Here is a 15,760-nt window from a genome sequence, read left to right on the forward strand (position 1 = left end):
TCTCCCCGCATAATGTGATTAGTGATGTAGTTGCAGGACTGTGCCTAAGGATTGTTTTCAGTGTGTTAGAAGAAAAAATACTGTCTTGCTATGTCTATTTTTCCTTTCGCGTCATCGAATTAGTCTCTGCTCATCTCAAAGGCTTCACGGCGCAAAACGCGTTTTTCGCTCTTTGTCCGTGCATCGTAGTGTTTCTCCAATGTTTTCGTACTAACATTCATCCGGTCTGAGAGCAACTCTTTTGAGTGTCCTTTGTTCAACCATGCCGTGATTGCACTACGGCGAAGTGCGTGTGGTGGAACCGAGGAAGGACATCGTTGTGCATAATCGTGGTTCTGTGCAGCTTCACAATTGATTTCGTCTCGATTATGAGGACAATCCTGGGAGTAGTGACAAGGTCGCGTGAGTGCGTTGATGTTTTGTCTCAAATTGGTTCCGGCAGGCCTACCGTATCGAGTCGTGAGAAGTGGCTTTCGTCCCTCATCGTCTTTGACTTCTTCGCGGTGTATCGCTATGTAGTCATCCAGTATCTCGCAAACCCACTCGTGTAGGTTCACCTCACGTTCAGCGTTTTGCTTATTCTTTAGTGGTGTTCCGGTCTTCGGCCGGTGATGGATCTCCACATACTGTTCCTTGGGATAGTAGTCTCGGAGATCAATGGCACGTATTGTACCGAGTCGGAAGCCGGTATCCCACAATAAGGCAAATAGTGAATGGCGAAGCGTAGCATATTCGAATTTCTCCAGATATTCCAGGATTGCCTCGGCAGTATCGGCCTCTATCTTAGTATTCCGAGCGTCGTCATCGGGGTTAGGGAGAATCATGTTCTCTGCAAGCCCCACCTCTACAAGATCCATAGATTGCATCCATCGGATGAAAACTCGGAGTGCGCAGAGATTGTTGTAGAGCGTAACCTCGTTGACCCCACCGTTCTCCCGGCGGTGAATCTTAAAATCGTGGATGTGAAAACCGTCCAGTTCGGTCACATCCTCGAGGCCGGCCTCATCGCACCACTCCACAAAGCGTTTGAGCGCGTACTTGTGATTGCGATAAGTGGATTCTGAGACTTCGGGCTTTCGTTCTTTCAGATACCGTTCGACTGCTCGCTGAGGGCGCATACTTCGACTCATGGTTACTCTGAACCACACGCCCTGGGGGTTCGGACAGCGGGCAACGATCCACCGAATTTGGGCGATTACGTGTGAATTCCTTCCTCATTTTGCCGCCGAAGGGCGACGAAATCGCCCGAAGGCGGCGAGCAGGCCGGCGGTTCGAATCCGCCCCAACCCACTTCTGATTCCTCGCAACGACGAGCGAAGCGAGAGCTTTCGGTTCGTAGCTATCATCTCTCTGTGGTAGTTGGTACCGACGGGCGCGGCGAAACCCGAAATCGGACATTCCCGGCCCGTACAACCGCCTTATGAAAGGCTCCGTTCAACTAGCGGCGTACAGGTGGCGCATCATTCATCCCTCTCCGTCTCCTGCGGACGGTAATGGGTATACCAAAGCATCTGGGCGACATACTTTTGGTAGAGGATAACCCGGGCGATATCCGTCTCACGAAGGAGATGCTCGAAGAGGGTGGATACCGGGGCACGTTTCACGTGGTGACGGACGGCACGGAGGCGCTCGATTTCCTCCACCGGCGCGGCGAATACGCCGACGCGCCGCGGCCGGACACCGTCCTGCTCGACATGCACCTCCCCCGGATGAACGGCGACGAGGTAGTCGAAACGGTGAAGGAAACCGACGGACTCGACGACATCCCGGTAGTGCTGCTCACGGGGTCGCTGAAGGAGGGCGCCGACCTCGAAGCGGATATCCCGGAGGCCGACGCCTACATCAGGAAGCCGATCGGACCGGGCGAGTTCTCGGATGCCGTCCAGTCCTGCGAAGACACGGGGACGCTCGGCGACGCCGAGTGATCGAAACTCGGATCAGTTAGTCGAACCCCGCTCTCGCCCGGGGTCGACCGGTCGCCACCGAGTCTCCCGCTTCTCCACCACCGGTCGTCCGTTGCCGGCGTCCGACGCCGCCCACCGGTGATCGACGCGGCGGCCGTTCCGAGCGGATACATCCGCCGCCGCCGCGTTCGTCGAGACGAGCGGAGTCAGACGGTCGCTTACTGCTCCTCGTCGGCGGCAGCAGGTTCGCGCTGCACCACGAGCACCGGGCCGAGGAACCGCTCGGCGACCTGTTCCGCGGGCATTCCGAACACGAACGTCGCCAGCGACGGGTCGGACTCGCCCATGACGACGGCGTCGAACGCTTCGGCAGCGTCGACAATCGCGTCGAGGGGCTCCCGGTCGCGCTCGATCCGCGTCCGGATCGCCGATCCGTCCATCCCGAGGTCGACCAGGCGGTCCACCACTCCGTCGAGAATGGTTCGGACGTCGTCGTCCGTCTCGTCCGCATCGGCGGCGTGATACAGCGTCACGGCTGTCCCCGTGTCGGCGAAGAGGCCGGCGACGGCGCGGACGAGGCGGTCGATCCCGACCGCGCCGCGGACGGCGACGAGCACGTCGTCGGGCGGTCCCGTCGCGTTCGGGACGAGCGCGGCCAGGCAGTCGTACTGGGCGATAGTCCGGTCGATCGTCTTCTGTCCGTCGTGGGTGAACACGAGTCGCTGCTCGACGGTCGCCCCCGCGTCCTCGAACATCGTCTCGTACTCGTCGAGGCGCTGGGTCGCCCGTTCCTCGAACTGCATCCGGGCCTGTCCCGGAGCGGTCTGGTCCGGGATGACGTGATACCCCAGCAGCACGACGTGGGCGTTCGCAAGGAGTTCGGGGACTCCCTCCGGGATCGATTCTCCTTCGAGCACGCGAACCGGGACGAGTATCGATGGTCGGTCTGTCATGGTCAGATGTCTCCTTTGAGCGTCACGTCGCCGGCGTAGTACCGGTACCACAGGTACGAGAGGATCATGACTGCGAACCCGATGGCGATCGAAGCGGGACGCATGAACGCTATCAGGCCGAAACTGGCCAGCGCGCCGACGGCCGGTACCAGCGGATAGCCGGGCGATCGAAAGCTGGGATCGTACCAGGCCGGGTCCCACCGGCGCAACGCGATCATCGCGACGCAGATCAGGCCGTACATGATCAGGTGGAGGAACGAGGCGACCTCGGCGAGCAGTTCGACCTGTCCGGTCGCGACGAGGACGAGGATCGGGCCGCCAGCGGTGAGCAGGGCGACGTGGGGCGTTCCGTACCGGAGATTGATCTCGCTCGCCTTCCGCGGGAGCAAGGCGTCGCGGCTCAGCGCGTACACCGCCCGCGAGGCGCTGAGGATCGACGCGTTCGCGCTGGAGAACGTCGCCAGCAGCCCCGCGAACAGGATCGCGACCGCGCCGGGGAACCCGAGGAAGTCGCGGGCGACCTCGACCATGGCCGTCTCCCCGAAGTCGCCGAGCCGCTCCGCGCCGAACGCGCTCGTCGCGACGAAGATCGTCACGACGTAGAACCCGGTGACGACGAGCACCGACCCGACCATCGCCAGCGGGAGGTTCCGGCCGGGTCGCTTGATCTCCCCGGCGACGGTCGCGACCTGGGCGAACCCCAGATACGAGGTGAAGACGAGCGCGGCGGTCGTCAGCACCGGGAAGTACCCCCGGGAGAAGAACGCCTCCGGGACGCTCCCGCCGCCGAAGATCCCGACGGCGTCGAGGACGCCGTACGAGAGAAACGCCGTCAGGACCAGGAGGAGGATCCCCACCACTCCGTTCTGCAGTTTCGCGGTGTTTTCCGTGCCGCCGATGCTCAACGCCGTCAGTCCCGCACCGAACAACAGCCCGATCCCGACGACCGGGTCGAACGGGATCGCGACGCCGACCTCGTCGAGAACGGCGGTCGCGTAGTGGCCCAGCCCGACGAGGTAGAACGCGGAGGCGAACACCAGACCCAGCCACAGGCCGAGGCCGACGACCGCGCCGTAGGCCGTGCCCATCCCCCGCGAGATGAAGTAGTAGCCGCCCCCGCTTCGCGGCATCGCCGTGGCGAGTTCCGACGTCGGAAGGGCGACGAGCAACGCGATCACGCCGCCGATGGCGAACGAGAGCGCCGCCGCGGGGCCGGCGTTACTGGCCGCGAGGCCGGGGAAGACGAAGATACCCGCGCCGATCATCGTACCGATACCGATCGCCAACCCGCCGACGAGGCCGATCGTCCGTTCGAGTTCGACGCCCTCGTCGTGGATGGTGACGTCGTCGGTCACCGCCTCCGGCTCCTCCGCGGGCGTCTCCCCGGCGACGTTCCGACCCGTCGTCTCTGCATCGACGCCCTGGTCTACCATGGTAGCAATTCGCGTGGACGGAGGATAAACCCGGCGTCGAGCTATCGTCGGTCTGCGTCCGCCCCAGACCGCGATCCGGTCGTCCGGGCGTCACCGACCGGGCCGTGCCTCGATCGCCGTCACGATCCCGAGCGCAGCCGACCGCGTCGAGAGGATCTCCAGTCCCGTCCCCGCGACGACGGCGGCCGGGTCCTGGTTCCACCGGCAGCCGTGCTTCTCGTAGTGAGCGTCGGCCCGCCAGTCCTGGAACCGGGCGATCGCGCCGACGTCGCTCCGGCCGTGTTCGAGCAGGAGGACTCGGCCGTCGGGCTTGCAGACCCGCGCCATCTCCCCGAGCGCCGCGTCGGGGTCCGGGAACGTGCAGGTCGAGAGCGACGAGACGACCGTGTCGAAGCTGTCGTCGGGGAACTCGAGCGCCGCGGCGTCCATCTCGAACAGCGACTCGCCGCGCTCCAGTTCCTCGAAGCGCGCTTCGGCCTCCCGGAGCATCGCCGGGCTCAGATCGACCCCGATGTAGTCGACGGCATCGGGGAGATAGCGGCGGTTGGTCCCGGTCCCGCAGGCGACGTCCAGGACGCGGCCGCGCGCGTTCCAGAAGAGGCGGCGTCGGTATCGCCCGGTGAACAGGCGGTTGACCCAGTCCATCCGCGCCATCCACTTCGCCTGGTCGGCGTAGATCCCCCGGATCTCGTCGAGCGACATCGGCCGGCGGTCGATGCGATCGGAGCCGTCGGAGACGGAGGAGTGCTCGTGCTCGGCGGTCTCTTGCATGGATCAGCGTACGACGGGACGCAGCATAGCGATTTCCCCGGACGTGCGGGATGGGTTTATCAGACTCCCTCACAGGCGGTGCGTCCGCATGCGTCGGGACGTACACTCATACTCCCCCGGGAAAACCGATCGGTATGGTCCTGATCCTCGACGACGGCGAGATCGGCTCGCTCCTCGACGTCGGGTCGCTGCTCGATCCGGTGCGGGACGCCCTCGTCAAGCAGGCCGCCGGGGCGGTCGAACGTCCCCAGCGCCCGCACTTCCCGGTCGGCGCGGGGCTTGACGGGGACGAACCGCACGGGACGGCGCTCACGATGCCGGCCTACGTGCACGGCGAGGAGCACTACGTGACGAAACTGGCGAGCGTCCACGAGGAGAACCCGGAGCGGGGTCTCCCCGCCGTGCAGGCCCAGATCGTGCTCACCGAGGCGCGGACGGGCCGTCCGGCGGCGTACATGGCCGGCACGCGAATCACGAACGCCCGGACGGGCTGTGTCGGCGGGCTGGCGGTCCGGGCGCTGGCGTCGGAGCCGGTTCGGCTGGCCGTGATCGGCGCCGGCGCCCAGGCGCGCTGGCAGACGCGCGCTATCGCGGCCGCGGCGACGGTAGAGGACGTGCGGGTCTACTCACCGAGCGACTCGCGGTTCGAGTGCGCCGCCGACCTCCGCGACGAGGGGATCCCGGCGTCGGCGGCCGACTCCGCGGCGGACGCCGTCCGCGGCGCGACCGTCGTGGTGACGGCGACGACCGCGGCGGAACCGGTGTTCCCGCCGGACGCGCTGACCGCCGAACTCGTCATCGCGGTCGGCGCGTACGACGCAGACACGCGGGAGCTCGACGCCGCCGTGCTGGAACGCGCCGCGACGGTGTTCGCGGGCGTGCCGGTGGAGGCGGCCGAGACCGGGGACGTGCTTCCCACGGACCTCGGCCCCGACGACCTCGTGCCGCTCGCGGCCGCGCTGACGGGCGAAGCGGGCGACCTGGTCGTCGTCGAGAGCGTCGGGAGCGCGGTGCTCGATCTGGCGGCCGCGACCGCGGTGTACGAACGGGCGCAGGGGGCGGGCGTCGGCCGCGAGTTGTCGCTATCGGGCGAGAACGAGGGCGGGAGCGCGAACGGCGGTGGAGATCGGGACGAGTGACGCCGGCGCCGTCGGAGTCCCTGTCCGTCCACCGAGTGTTTACAATCCCGCCCGGTGAAGCCCGCCGTGAATGGAGGGTGTACTGTGGTATCTGCTCGCGAGTTCCCGCGGTGGGGAGACGCGGGCGCGCATCCTCCGGGCGATAGACGAGCGGCCGCGGAACGCGAACCAGCTCGCGGACGATCTCGGCTTCGACTACACGACGATCCGCCACCACATGGACGTCCTCATGGAGAACAACGTCGTCGAGAAGTCGGGCGACGAGTACGCCGCCGTCTACCTGCTCACCGACCAGGTGCGGGCGAACTGGGAGACGGCCGAGGAGGTGCTCGACGCGGTCGAGAGCGACGCGGAGGGGGAATGATGGACGAAGTTTGGACAGGAGCTATAACGGCGAGTTCCGAAGGGGGACACGATGGAGCTCTGGCTGCAGGCGGCTAGAGTCGCCGCGGCGGCGAACCTGGCGCTACTGCTGGCGCTCGGGTCGGTCTGGCTCCGGAACTACCGCAGCCACGGGGCCAGTCACACGCTCGGTCTGCTCGTGTTCGCCGGCTTCCTCGCCGTCGAGAACGCGCTGTGGCTCTACTTCTACGTGCTCCACGACGACTTCGTCGGCTGGTTCCTCGCCTCCGGAACGGACGTACAGGTCGGCGTCACCTTCCTCTGCGGACTGGAACTGGCGGCGCTGCTCTTTCTCGTCCGGGTCACCTGGCGCTGACCTCGGACGAATTTCGGACGCAGTTCGGAAAACCCTCAACTACCGACTGGACGACCATCCACGTATGGAGTTAACACGGCGCACACTCATCGGCGCGAGCGCGGGGGTCGCCGCCCTCGCCGGCTGTCTCGGCGGCGGGGAGGGGGACGGCGACGAGACGACGGCGGCGACCGAGACGACGGAGGAAACGGGGAGCGAGAACGGGACGGACGAGATGGCCGCAGAGGGGGACGACGGAAGCGACGGCGACGCGACCGTGCAGGTCCGTGCGCACGACGAGCACGGCGACGTCCTCGTCGGGCCGGACGGGATGTCGCTGTACAACTTCGATCAGGACGCGCGGGGCACGGGAGAGAGCGCCTGTTACGACGGCTGCGCGGAGAACTGGCCGCCGCTCACCGTCGACGGCGAGCCGACCGCCGGCGAGGACGTGATCGCCGACCTCTCGACGTTCGAGCGCGAGGACGGATCGACGCAGGTCGCAGCCGCCGGCTGGCCGCTGTACTACTTCGCCGCCGACGAGGAACCGGGAGACGCGAACGGGCAGGGGGCAAACGACGTCTGGTGGCTGCTCCGCCCCGACGGGAGCCTCGTCAAGCCGGACGACGGGGACGAGTCCGGGGGCGGCGGCTCGGACGACGACGGCTCCGACGACGGGTCAGATGGCGGTTACGGCGGGTACGGCGGGGACTGAGCGGCGGACCGCTCAGTCGGTCGACGCCGGCGTCCCGGTCGCGTCGGCGTCGGCCGGGTCGGCGTAGACGTACCGCGCCCAGACGTACAGCAGGCTCGGCAGGACGAACACGCCCACGAGGAACGACGTGACGAGCGCGAGCACGACCAGCGTGCCGAGGCTCTGGAACTGCGGGTGCGGGTGGAGCGTGAGCGCTGCGAACGCCCCGGAGGAGGTGAGCGTGCTCCCGAGCAGAGCCCCGCCGGTGCCGGTGACGGCGGTGCGGAGGGCGGCGGCCGGCTCCAGCCCGCGGTCGAGTTCGTGCGCGAACCGGTCGCTGACGTGGATGCTGTAGTCGATCCCCAGCCCGATCACCAGGCTCATCAGCAGCGCGGTGAGCAGGGTCAGCGGGACGTCGAGCAGGTACATCCCGCCGACGACCAGCGCCGTCACCAGCGCGATGGGGACGACCGTCACCGCGCCGAGCGAGGCGTGACCGGTCGCGAACCGGTAGACGACCATCAGCATGACCAGCACCGCCGACAGCGCGAGGACGATCGTCTCCAGGATGTTGTCCGCGATCCGGAAGGCGATCGTCCGCGAGATGGTCCCCCCGCCGACCGCCGTCGCGGAGACCTCGCCGCCGTCGACCGCGTCCTCGACCTCGTACATCGCGTCGGCCTGCGCGTCGACCGTGGCGCGCTGTTCGATCGGGACGATCATCCGGAGGGTGCGGTACTCGCCGTCGGTCCGCTCGATCACGCGGCCGGCCTCCTCGGGCGCGACCTCGTACAGTTCGTCGTACACCGCCTCGACGTCCCGGTCGGGGACGCCGTCGCCGTCGGTGTCGGCCTCGGCGAGCGTCGCCGCGAACTCGTCGTTCTCCGCGGCGACCGACTCCATGACGGTGAGCGGCGTGACGACCGGCACCGACCCGGACTGCTCGAAGGCGACGTCGCTGTCGCGGGCGACCTCGGATCCCTCCTGCACCCGCTGTAACGCCGCCGGCGAGGTCACGTCGCCCTCGACGAGCACCTGGGACTGCCGGCGGTCGGCCTCGTCGGCCACGCGGTAGCGCTCGTCGACGTACTCGGAGCGCTCGCTGAGCGCCGTGCGCTCCCAGCCCAGCGGCTCCGGCAGGTCCTGCTTCCACTCGGCGACCTCGTCGGTCTGCTGCTGGAAGCTCTGCCTGTCGAGCGAGGACCAAGCGGCGGCTCCGGCGGTGCCGGCGACCAGCGCGAGGACGATGACGACGGGGGCGGCCTTCCGCGCCGCCGCGGCCCCGCTGGCGAGGACCGGTCGGAGGTAGTCCCCGTGGCCCAGTGCTCGCTTGCGCCGGTCGAACCCGACGCGCTCGAGGAGGCCGTCGACGCTGACCTTCAGCGCCGGAACGATCGTCACGAAGATGACGAACGCCGACGCCACGCCGAGCGTGATGCCGATGCCGAGGTTCCGGATGGAGGGCCACGCGCTCGTCACGTTCGCGAGGAACCCGATGCTGGTCGTGACCGTCACCAGCGCGAGGGCGACGGCGACGGAACGCAGCGAGCGGAACATCGGCGGCCGGATGGCCTCGCCCTCCGCTCGTTCCTCGCGGTAGCGCATGAACACGTGGAGACCGTAGTCGATGCTCAGCCCGACGATGAGCACGGGCCCGATGATGAGCGTCATGCCCGCCTGCACCCGCAGCCAGCCGAGGATGCCGAACATCCAGACGAGCGAGAGGAGGACGCCGGCGAACCCGACGATCACGTCGGTCAGATCCCGGTACGAGAAGGCGAGGACGGCGAGGATGAGCGCCAGCGCGACCGGGAGGATCAGTTCGGTCGTGTTCCGCATGTACTGGTCGTTGGCGTCCATCCGCGCGGCCTCACCGAGGGTGAAGTACTCGGCCGAGTCGCGCTGTGTGGCCTCGTCGTGCAGGGCGTACTGTGCGGCCGTGACCGCGTCGTCGTCGGTCGACTCGGCTGGCGCGTCGAACCGGAAGACGATCCGCCGGCTCTCCGCGCTCGCCGTGCCGGGTTCGTAGTCGTTCGGCAGCAGTTGCAGGGCCGGCGAGCCCTCTGTGAGCGTCGCCGAGACGGCCTCGCGGACCTCGCTCTCGTCCATCGATTCGAGCGTCTCGATCTGTTCGCCGAGGCTCGCGTTCGGGTTCTCGGCGGCGCGCTTCGCGACGGCGTTGGCGACGCCGACGGTTCCGCGGTCGTCGGCGAGGGCCTCGCTGACCGAGTCGTTCTCTCGCACCGACCGCTGGTACCGCAGCGAGTCGAGCAGCGAGGCCTTCGAGAGGACGTTGCCGCCCTCCTCCCTGACGAACACCGACGAGACGGAGACGTTCTCCGACCCGCGGGCGTCGTAGTTCGACTCGATGTACTGTTGCTTCTGGCGGACTTCCGTATCGTTGAACGTATCGTCGTCCGCGGCTTCGCTCCCTGTCTGGAGGTCCGTCACGCCGACGGCGACCGCGCCGGTCAGCGCCAGCACGAGGAGGATGACGATCCGGTTGTGGGTCGTGACGAACTCGATCAGTCCGTCGAGCGGGTTTCTCGTCATGGTCTCTTTCTCCGCGTCGCGTCCGGCGAGAAGGCGATCCTGTGCGGGGACGGCGAACCCTCGGCTCGGACGGTGGAAGGCGTCTGTCGGTCGAACACGTACGACCGGTGGACGGAGTGGTTAAAAAAAAACTGTCGGAGTTACAGACAGCGAAACTGCGGACCTATTTTAAGCACCTCCGAGGGAGAATCTGAGACTGACGCCGCGAGACCGACGAACCGACCGTCGGCGTCGCTGCCCGACGCGGTCGATCGCGATGAGGAGAGAAATCCGCCGGTCCGTCGCCGTCCGCTACGCGGGGGCCGCCCGTTCCTTCTCCTTGTCTATCTTGCACTCGACGCAGAGGCCCTCCTCGGTACAGCCGGGGTTCCCGTGCGGACACTCGTGGACGGGGTCCGCGGAGTCCAGACGCCGCTTCGCCAGTCGCCACTCCGCCGCCCAGGCGTCGATGTCGCCAGTCGTCGCCGAGTCGTAGACGACCGACCCGTCGCGCGCGACGATCTTCACGCTGACCGCGTCCTCCGAACGCGCCTCCCGAACGCGCTCGATAGCGGCCTCGATAGACGCCACCCGTTCCCGCTCGCGGTCGCTCTCGTACAGTTTCACCACCCTGATGCCGCCCGGTTCGCACACCGTTGGCTCCATCCTTGGTAACATTACTCACATCAACCGCTTGAATCTACCACCAAATTACTTCGGAGTGGTCCCACCTCCGCAACCGGGACCCCACTGTTCCGGTAGTCGGTTTATCCCCCGTGGCGTGCAATTCGGTCACGTGATATCGGGAGAGGATCGCCCGGGGAGGGTCGAGAAGGTGTACCGGACGGACGACGACGGGACGCTCAGCGACGCCGTCATCGACGCCATCGCGGCGGCCGCCCGCGACGACCCGAGAGAGACGGAGTTCGTCCTCTACGAGAGCGTCGACCCGGACGCGCTCGACGCCGTCTTCGCCCGCGGGCGGCGTCGGGGGACGGCCCTGTCCTTCGAAGTCGGCGACCTCCGCGTCGACCTCCGCGGCGACGACCGGGAAACGGTCCACGTGACGGTCACGTCGCCCCGGGAAGAGTACCGCTGAGCGGCGAGATCCATCAGGACGGCGTCGGTCGCCCGCACAGACGTCCCGCCGCGAGCGCCGTCAGACAGCAGATCCACAGCGCCGCGGTGGCGGGCGCGGAGTGGAGGTTGATCGTCACCGCGTACGACGCGTCCGCGACCGGGTACAGCAAGGGGACGCCCTTCGGCGTCGTCGCGTCGATGGCGAGGTGCGAGGCGTATCCCAGTGCGAGCGCCGCCCCCGCCCGCCGGTCCCGCGCGACGGCGACGGCGGCCGCCGCGACGCCGAGCGCCAGCGCCGAGTGGGTGATCCCGCGGTGGACCAGCGGGAACCCCCACGCGCCGGGGAAGAGGAAGTCGGCGTCTGCGAGGACGCCGCCGACCAGTCCCGCGGCTCCGGCCCCGAACGCCGAGCGGCCGAGGACGTAGCCGACCAGCGCGTGCGTCGCTATCGCGCCGGCCAGGAAGACCGTGTAGCCGTCTACGAGCCGTTCTGTGAGCAACGCTACTAATTAGCTAACCGTCGTAATAAAATCTGTCGACGGATTGGTCACTGTTGTCCGCGGAACGTGGCCGCACTGATAGACGTGGAGTTATGTCACTGTAGGGATAACAGGAGCGGTATGCCGGATAGCGATTACACTATCGGAAACCGCCTCATCGACTACGACGAGGAGAATTATAACGAGGAGCTGATCTACTACGGTTCGGTGATAGATCTGCTTGCGCAAAACGAGATCGACATCAATCAGTACAAGCTAGCGAAGTTCATCGACGAGTACGAGTTCCAGATCCCGGAGTACCAACGCAACTACGAGTGGGAGGAGCCGCAGTGGGAGGACCTCTGGATCGAGATCGAGAAACTGTTCAGCGCGTCGCTCTCGACGGAGGGAGAGCGGACCGCCGACGTTTTCTTCGGATCGATGTTCTTCGCGAAGCGCGGAACGTCCGAGGGCGGTAGCACGGACGTCGTCGAGGTGATAGACGGTCAACAGCGGCTCACGACGCTGTCTATCTTCTTCAAGGTCATCACCGACATTCTCGACACGCTCGACCCGGAGAGCGGTGACTGTCGCGGGATGGCGGACGCGCTCCGCAACACCATCCAGAGCGTGCTGTATCTCCCCTCCAGTATTCCGGGACGACAGCGGCCGGCGCTGAACCTGAACGAACACAACAGCGAGTTCTACGCGGCGCTCGTCGGCGACGCGGAGACGCGGCTCTCGTTCATCCAGGAACGGGAAAGCGTCCACGGGAATCGAAAGCGACACGCCATCCGGGTTCACGATTACGCCGACAAACTGAACCTCCCGCCGGAACTGTACGAGACGTACGAAAACGACAACAAACACTTCGACAACGCGAACGACCGAATACTCCGGGCGTACGAGTACTTTTACGAGCGTCTCTCCGAGACCTTGGCCGATACGTTCGAAACCGACGACGAGCGGGTGCGAGCGCTCACGAACGTCGTAAACTACGTTCTCAACTCGTTTATCGTCGGATACTTCGAGATCACGTCCAACCGGTCGTCGCTCATGATGAACGTGTTCCAGATCCTCAACGACCGCGGGATGAATTTGAAGAAAGTCGACATCATCAGGGCCCGGATCGTGAGTCGACTCCGTGAAAACGGGAACGAGGACGCGGAGGACGTGGAGAAGTTCGAGGCGATGATCGAGACCCTGGACAACGACTACGGCGACGTCGAGGACTTCCTGACCGACTACATCACCGCGAACGAGGACGGTATCAGGTCGAAAACCGACGTCACGAAGAACCTGTTAGAAGCGTTCGAACAGGGCGCCAACGGGAACCGAACTATCGACCCGCTGCTGACGACCAAAGAGGAAACTCGAGAGTTCCTGAACGACGTCGAGACGTACTCCGATTACTACCACCGGATCATCGACCCGGACCGACGCATCCAGCTTCGCGACGATACCCGCGAGGAGCAGGTGAACGAGATCATAACACGGTTGAACAAGCTGGGGTACGAGCAGTGGCGGCCGCTGGTACTTCTCGTCTACTCCCGCGTCCGAGAGAGCGCGACCGACGAGAACGAGGCCTTCTTCGTGGACCTCCTCAAGGTGATCGAGAACGTGAGCTGTCGTATCTCCCTGACCAACGTCTACCCGAGCAAACAGGACCCGGTGTATGTCGCGGCGTGCCAGTCGTTCAGACAGCGACCGTTCGACCGATCCCTGTTTGAGGAGATCGTCGACGACGTCAAGGACCGGGCGCAACAGCTTTTCTTCGAGTCGTTCGTCGACACTGTCAACGAGAACTACGACTGGAGCAACACGTACGCCCGGGTCCTACTCTGGAAGATGACGTCCGAAACGTTTTACTCGGAAGACGGTGCCGTCGAGAACCGGCTGAACGTCGGTACCATTCACCTCGAACACGTGTTGCCGCAGTCCCCGATCCGAAGCGATGCGCCCGCAGACGAGCGGTACGACTGGCTCCAACACTTCTTCCGGACCGACGACGGGGATTCGGCCGTCGCGACGATCATCGAGCGACTGATCGCCGACGATGCGATCGAGAACCGCGATTCGCAACTCCAGGAGATCGCGGACTACTTCATCCACGACCTGGGCAACATGGTCCTTCTCGAATCGGAGGACAACCTCAGCCTCGGCAACAAGCCCTTCTCGGAGAAGATCCTCACGTACTACGAGGAGACGGACTTCGAGGCGATCAGTGTCAACGAGTACTTCACCATGGGGCGCGGTGAACTGACAGAGACGGACATCGACAGGCTTCGGAGCGAGGACCCGCCCAAATCGCTCGACGGGTTCTGGAACTACGAGCGGCTGACGGAGCGGAAAGCGGCGCTGCTTCACGCGCTGCTCGAATCGGTGCGGTTCGACGGGATCCTCGACGACGAGTTCGAACCGTACGACATCTCTTCGAAGGTAGATCGGGAGACAAGCCGACGCCTCGGCCTGATCGAGGCGAACCACGGGACCGTCGTGGAGGACTGAGCGAAAGACCGCCGACGGACGTTTTTTACACGCCCGGATCCTCAACCTGACTGAACACTCATGTCGCCCCCGGTCAGCGTGACGGTTCTGTCCCCCAGCCTCGTCGAGCGCTGTCGCGCCGCGCAGTTGCGGGACGCGCTCGACTACGCCGACCCGGACGCCCTCCTCCTGACTGACCCCGGGGCGCTGGTCCGCCTCCGGGCCGTCGCGCCGGATCTGGTCGATGCGTACGGACCGGTCCTGGTCCCGGGCGACGACTCGCGCGGATCGGACCCCGAGCACTACCGCCTCGGCGGCGACGGCGAGCGCCGCCCGCCGACCGACGGAACGGCGTCCGGCGGCGTCGACGTCGTCGTTCCCGCGAGCGACGACGGCCTCGCCGCCATCGCCGCGCTGGAGGCGGACGAGACGCTCGACACCGCGACGGAGACGTACGTCCTCACCGACCGGCTCGACGTGAGCGTCCGCCTGACGAGTCTCGACGCGACGCTCTCTGGCGCGGACGGCTACCGCGCGGCGCTGTCGCCGGACTCGCTCGACGGGTCCTACACTCACCTCTCGACGACGGCCCCCGTGGACTACTACCGCGAGTGGGACCGCCTGACCGTCGCCGGGGCCGGCCCGGACGCCGACGACGCGGGCGGGGGCGACCGCGGCGGCGCGGCGGTATCGACACTCTACCTCCATCCGGACGGCACCGTCTGCACCACCTCCATCCGAACGTCGCGGCTCGGCCTCCGGGCGCTCTCGGGGGTCGGCGAGGCGACGGCGAAGCGTCTCCGCGAGGCGGGCTACCCCGACCGGGCGGCCGTCGCCGACGCGACGGCGGCCGACCTCCTCGACGTTCCCCGCGTCGGCCGGGACACCGCCGAGACGATCAGTGACCACGCGCGGGCGCTGGTCGAGGGCGAGGTCGTCCGCTACGGCGACGAGTACTTCCCGAACGGCGAGCCCGTCTTCGTCGACATCGAGACGGACGGCCTCACGCCGACGGTGATCTGGCTGATCGGCGTCCTCGACAGGCAGGGGGAGGAGACGTACATGTCGTTCCTGAACCGCGACCCGGACCACCCCGGCCGGGCGGTCGAGGCCTTCCTATCGTGGTACGCCGCGAACGCGAGGGGGCGGCCGGTCGTCGCGTACAACGGTCTGAACTTCGACTTCCCCGCCATCGCCGAACACGCCGAGCGCCACTGTCCGCAGTACGCGGAAGACTGGGAGAGCGCGTACACCTTCGACCCGTACGACTGGGCGTCCCGGCAGGACAACGCCGTCCTCCCGGGTCGCACGAACAAACTCGGCGACGTGGCGGCCGCGCTCGGGTGGGACGCCGCCGGAACGGGCCTGACCGGCGCCGCCGTCGGCCGGGCGTACCGGCGGTGGATGCGCGAGCGGACGCCCGAGAGCGAACCGGACTGGGACCGCCACGAGCGCTACTGCGAGGACGACGTCCGGTCGCTCGCGTTCGTGTACGACGCGCTCGCCGACGCGGGCGGGGACGCGCCCGGCCGCGAGTCCGGCCCGTCGACGGGCGGGAACACCTCGCAGGGCACCCTCACCGACTTCTGAC

Annotated in this window: 15 protein-coding genes; 8 read left to right on the forward strand and 7 right to left on the reverse strand. The window is 66.4% G+C overall.

The features are described from left to right. Positions 1-119: 119 nt before the first annotated feature. Positions 120-1,130: a tyrosine-type recombinase/integrase gene (locus D8670_RS13480; protein WP_121818649.1), complete on the reverse strand. Its 1,011-nt coding sequence runs from the start codon at positions 1,128-1,130 to the stop codon at positions 120-122. Positions 1,131-1,493: 363 nt separating this feature from the next. Here D8670_RS13480 and D8670_RS13485 point away from each other — a divergent pair, with 363 nt between their 5' ends. After that, the gene (locus D8670_RS13485) at positions 1,494-1,925 is read left to right on the forward strand and encodes a response regulator (RefSeq protein ID WP_121818650.1); all 432 of its coding nucleotides are present in this window, start codon (positions 1,494-1,496) and stop codon (positions 1,923-1,925) included. 197 nt (positions 1,926-2,122) lie between these two features. On the opposite strand, the gene D8670_RS13490 is transcribed toward D8670_RS13485, so the two are convergent. The 3 genes from D8670_RS13490 to D8670_RS13500 form a co-directional block, all read right to left on the reverse strand. Continuing rightward, positions 2,123-2,857 (reverse strand): universal stress protein, encoded by a 735-nt coding sequence (locus D8670_RS13490; RefSeq protein WP_121818651.1) that lies wholly within the window; start codon positions 2,855-2,857, stop codon positions 2,123-2,125. Between the two features lie 2 nt (positions 2,858-2,859). Next, on the reverse strand, positions 2,860-4,290 hold the full coding sequence (locus D8670_RS13495) for an APC family permease (RefSeq protein WP_121818652.1): 1,431 nt from the start codon (positions 4,288-4,290) through the stop codon (positions 2,860-2,862). Positions 4,291-4,380: 90 nt separating this feature from the next. Then, entirely contained in the window at positions 4,381-5,061 is a 681-nt protein-coding gene (locus D8670_RS13500; RefSeq protein ID WP_205254094.1) for a class I SAM-dependent methyltransferase, read from the reverse strand. A 134-nt stretch (positions 5,062-5,195) separates the two neighbouring features. Here D8670_RS13500 and D8670_RS13505 point away from each other — a divergent pair, with 134 nt between their 5' ends. From D8670_RS13505 to D8670_RS13520, 4 genes are all read left to right on the forward strand, one after another. Next, on the forward strand, positions 5,196-6,200 hold the full coding sequence (locus D8670_RS13505; RefSeq protein ID WP_121818653.1) for an ornithine cyclodeaminase family protein: 1,005 nt from the start codon (positions 5,196-5,198) through the stop codon (positions 6,198-6,200). A gap of 70 nt (positions 6,201-6,270) precedes the next feature. Then, positions 6,271-6,564: a winged helix-turn-helix domain-containing protein gene (locus tag D8670_RS13510; protein WP_121818654.1), complete on the forward strand. Its 294-nt coding sequence runs from the start codon at positions 6,271-6,273 to the stop codon at positions 6,562-6,564. A gap of 51 nt (positions 6,565-6,615) precedes the next feature. Continuing rightward, a complete protein-coding gene (locus tag D8670_RS13515; protein WP_121818655.1) occupies positions 6,616-6,918 on the forward strand; it encodes a DUF8036 family membrane protein in 303 nt (100 codons plus the stop codon). 64 nt (positions 6,919-6,982) lie between these two features. Continuing rightward, the gene (locus D8670_RS13520) at positions 6,983-7,612 is read left to right on the forward strand and encodes a COG4315 family predicted lipoprotein (RefSeq protein ID WP_121818656.1); all 630 of its coding nucleotides are present in this window, start codon (positions 6,983-6,985) and stop codon (positions 7,610-7,612) included. 12 nt (positions 7,613-7,624) lie between these two features. Here D8670_RS13520 and D8670_RS13525 read toward each other — a convergent pair whose 3' ends face one another. Next, positions 7,625-10,144, reverse strand: coding sequence for an efflux RND transporter permease subunit (locus D8670_RS13525; RefSeq protein WP_121818657.1), 2,520 nt, complete (start codon positions 10,142-10,144; stop codon positions 7,625-7,627). Between the two features lie 291 nt (positions 10,145-10,435). After that, on the reverse strand, positions 10,436-10,789 hold the full coding sequence (locus D8670_RS13530) for a hypothetical protein (protein ID WP_121818658.1): 354 nt from the start codon (positions 10,787-10,789) through the stop codon (positions 10,436-10,438). A 130-nt stretch (positions 10,790-10,919) separates the two neighbouring features. Between D8670_RS13530 and D8670_RS13535 the strand changes: the two genes are divergently transcribed. Then, the gene (locus D8670_RS13535) at positions 10,920-11,222 is read left to right on the forward strand and encodes a HalOD1 output domain-containing protein (protein WP_121818659.1); all 303 of its coding nucleotides are present in this window, start codon (positions 10,920-10,922) and stop codon (positions 11,220-11,222) included. Between the two features lie 13 nt (positions 11,223-11,235). On the opposite strand, the gene D8670_RS13540 is transcribed toward D8670_RS13535, so the two are convergent. Next, positions 11,236-11,703: a metal-dependent hydrolase gene (locus tag D8670_RS13540; protein WP_121818660.1), complete on the reverse strand. Its 468-nt coding sequence runs from the start codon at positions 11,701-11,703 to the stop codon at positions 11,236-11,238. A gap of 120 nt (positions 11,704-11,823) precedes the next feature. Between D8670_RS13540 and D8670_RS13545 the strand changes: the two genes are divergently transcribed. Continuing rightward, positions 11,824-14,190 (forward strand): DUF262 domain-containing protein, encoded by a 2,367-nt coding sequence (locus tag D8670_RS13545; protein WP_121818661.1) that lies wholly within the window; start codon positions 11,824-11,826, stop codon positions 14,188-14,190. Positions 14,191-14,268: 78 nt separating this feature from the next. After that, the gene (locus D8670_RS13550) at positions 14,269-15,759 is read left to right on the forward strand and encodes a ribonuclease H-like domain-containing protein (RefSeq protein ID WP_162994304.1); all 1,491 of its coding nucleotides are present in this window, start codon (positions 14,269-14,271) and stop codon (positions 15,757-15,759) included. The last annotated feature ends 1 nt before the right edge of the window (position 15,760 follow it).

The sequence above is a fragment of the Halostella limicola genome (assembly GCF_003675875.1).
In the GTDB taxonomy this organism is placed as follows: Archaea; Halobacteriota; Halobacteria; order Halobacteriales; family Natronoarchaeaceae; genus Halostella; species Halostella limicola.

Coding starts and splice junctions, on each gene's coding strand:
- D8670_RS13480 (WP_121818649.1), bottom strand. CDS start 1,130: ATGAGTCGAAGTATGCGCCCTCAGCGAGCAGTCGAACGGTATCTGAAA.
- D8670_RS13485 (WP_121818650.1), top strand. CDS start 1,494: ATGGGTATACCAAAGCATCTGGGCGACATACTTTTGGTAGAGGATAAC.
- D8670_RS13490 (WP_121818651.1), bottom strand. CDS start 2,857: ATGACAGACCGACCATCGATACTCGTCCCGGTTCGCGTGCTCGAAGGA.
- D8670_RS13495 (WP_121818652.1), bottom strand. CDS start 4,290: ATGGTAGACCAGGGCGTCGATGCAGAGACGACGGGTCGGAACGTCGCC.
- D8670_RS13500 (WP_205254094.1), bottom strand. CDS start 5,061: ATGCAAGAGACCGCCGAGCACGAGCACTCCTCCGTCTCCGACGGCTCC.
- D8670_RS13505 (WP_121818653.1), top strand. CDS start 5,196: ATGGTCCTGATCCTCGACGACGGCGAGATCGGCTCGCTCCTCGACGTC.
- D8670_RS13510 (WP_121818654.1), top strand. CDS start 6,271: ATGGAGGGTGTACTGTGGTATCTGCTCGCGAGTTCCCGCGGTGGGGAG.
- D8670_RS13515 (WP_121818655.1), top strand. CDS start 6,616: ATGGAGCTCTGGCTGCAGGCGGCTAGAGTCGCCGCGGCGGCGAACCTG.
- D8670_RS13520 (WP_121818656.1), top strand. CDS start 6,983: ATGGAGTTAACACGGCGCACACTCATCGGCGCGAGCGCGGGGGTCGCC.
- D8670_RS13525 (WP_121818657.1), bottom strand. CDS start 10,144: ATGACGAGAAACCCGCTCGACGGACTGATCGAGTTCGTCACGACCCAC.
- D8670_RS13530 (WP_121818658.1), bottom strand. CDS start 10,789: ATGGAGCCAACGGTGTGCGAACCGGGCGGCATCAGGGTGGTGAAACTG.
- D8670_RS13545 (WP_121818661.1), top strand. CDS start 11,824: ATGCCGGATAGCGATTACACTATCGGAAACCGCCTCATCGACTACGAC.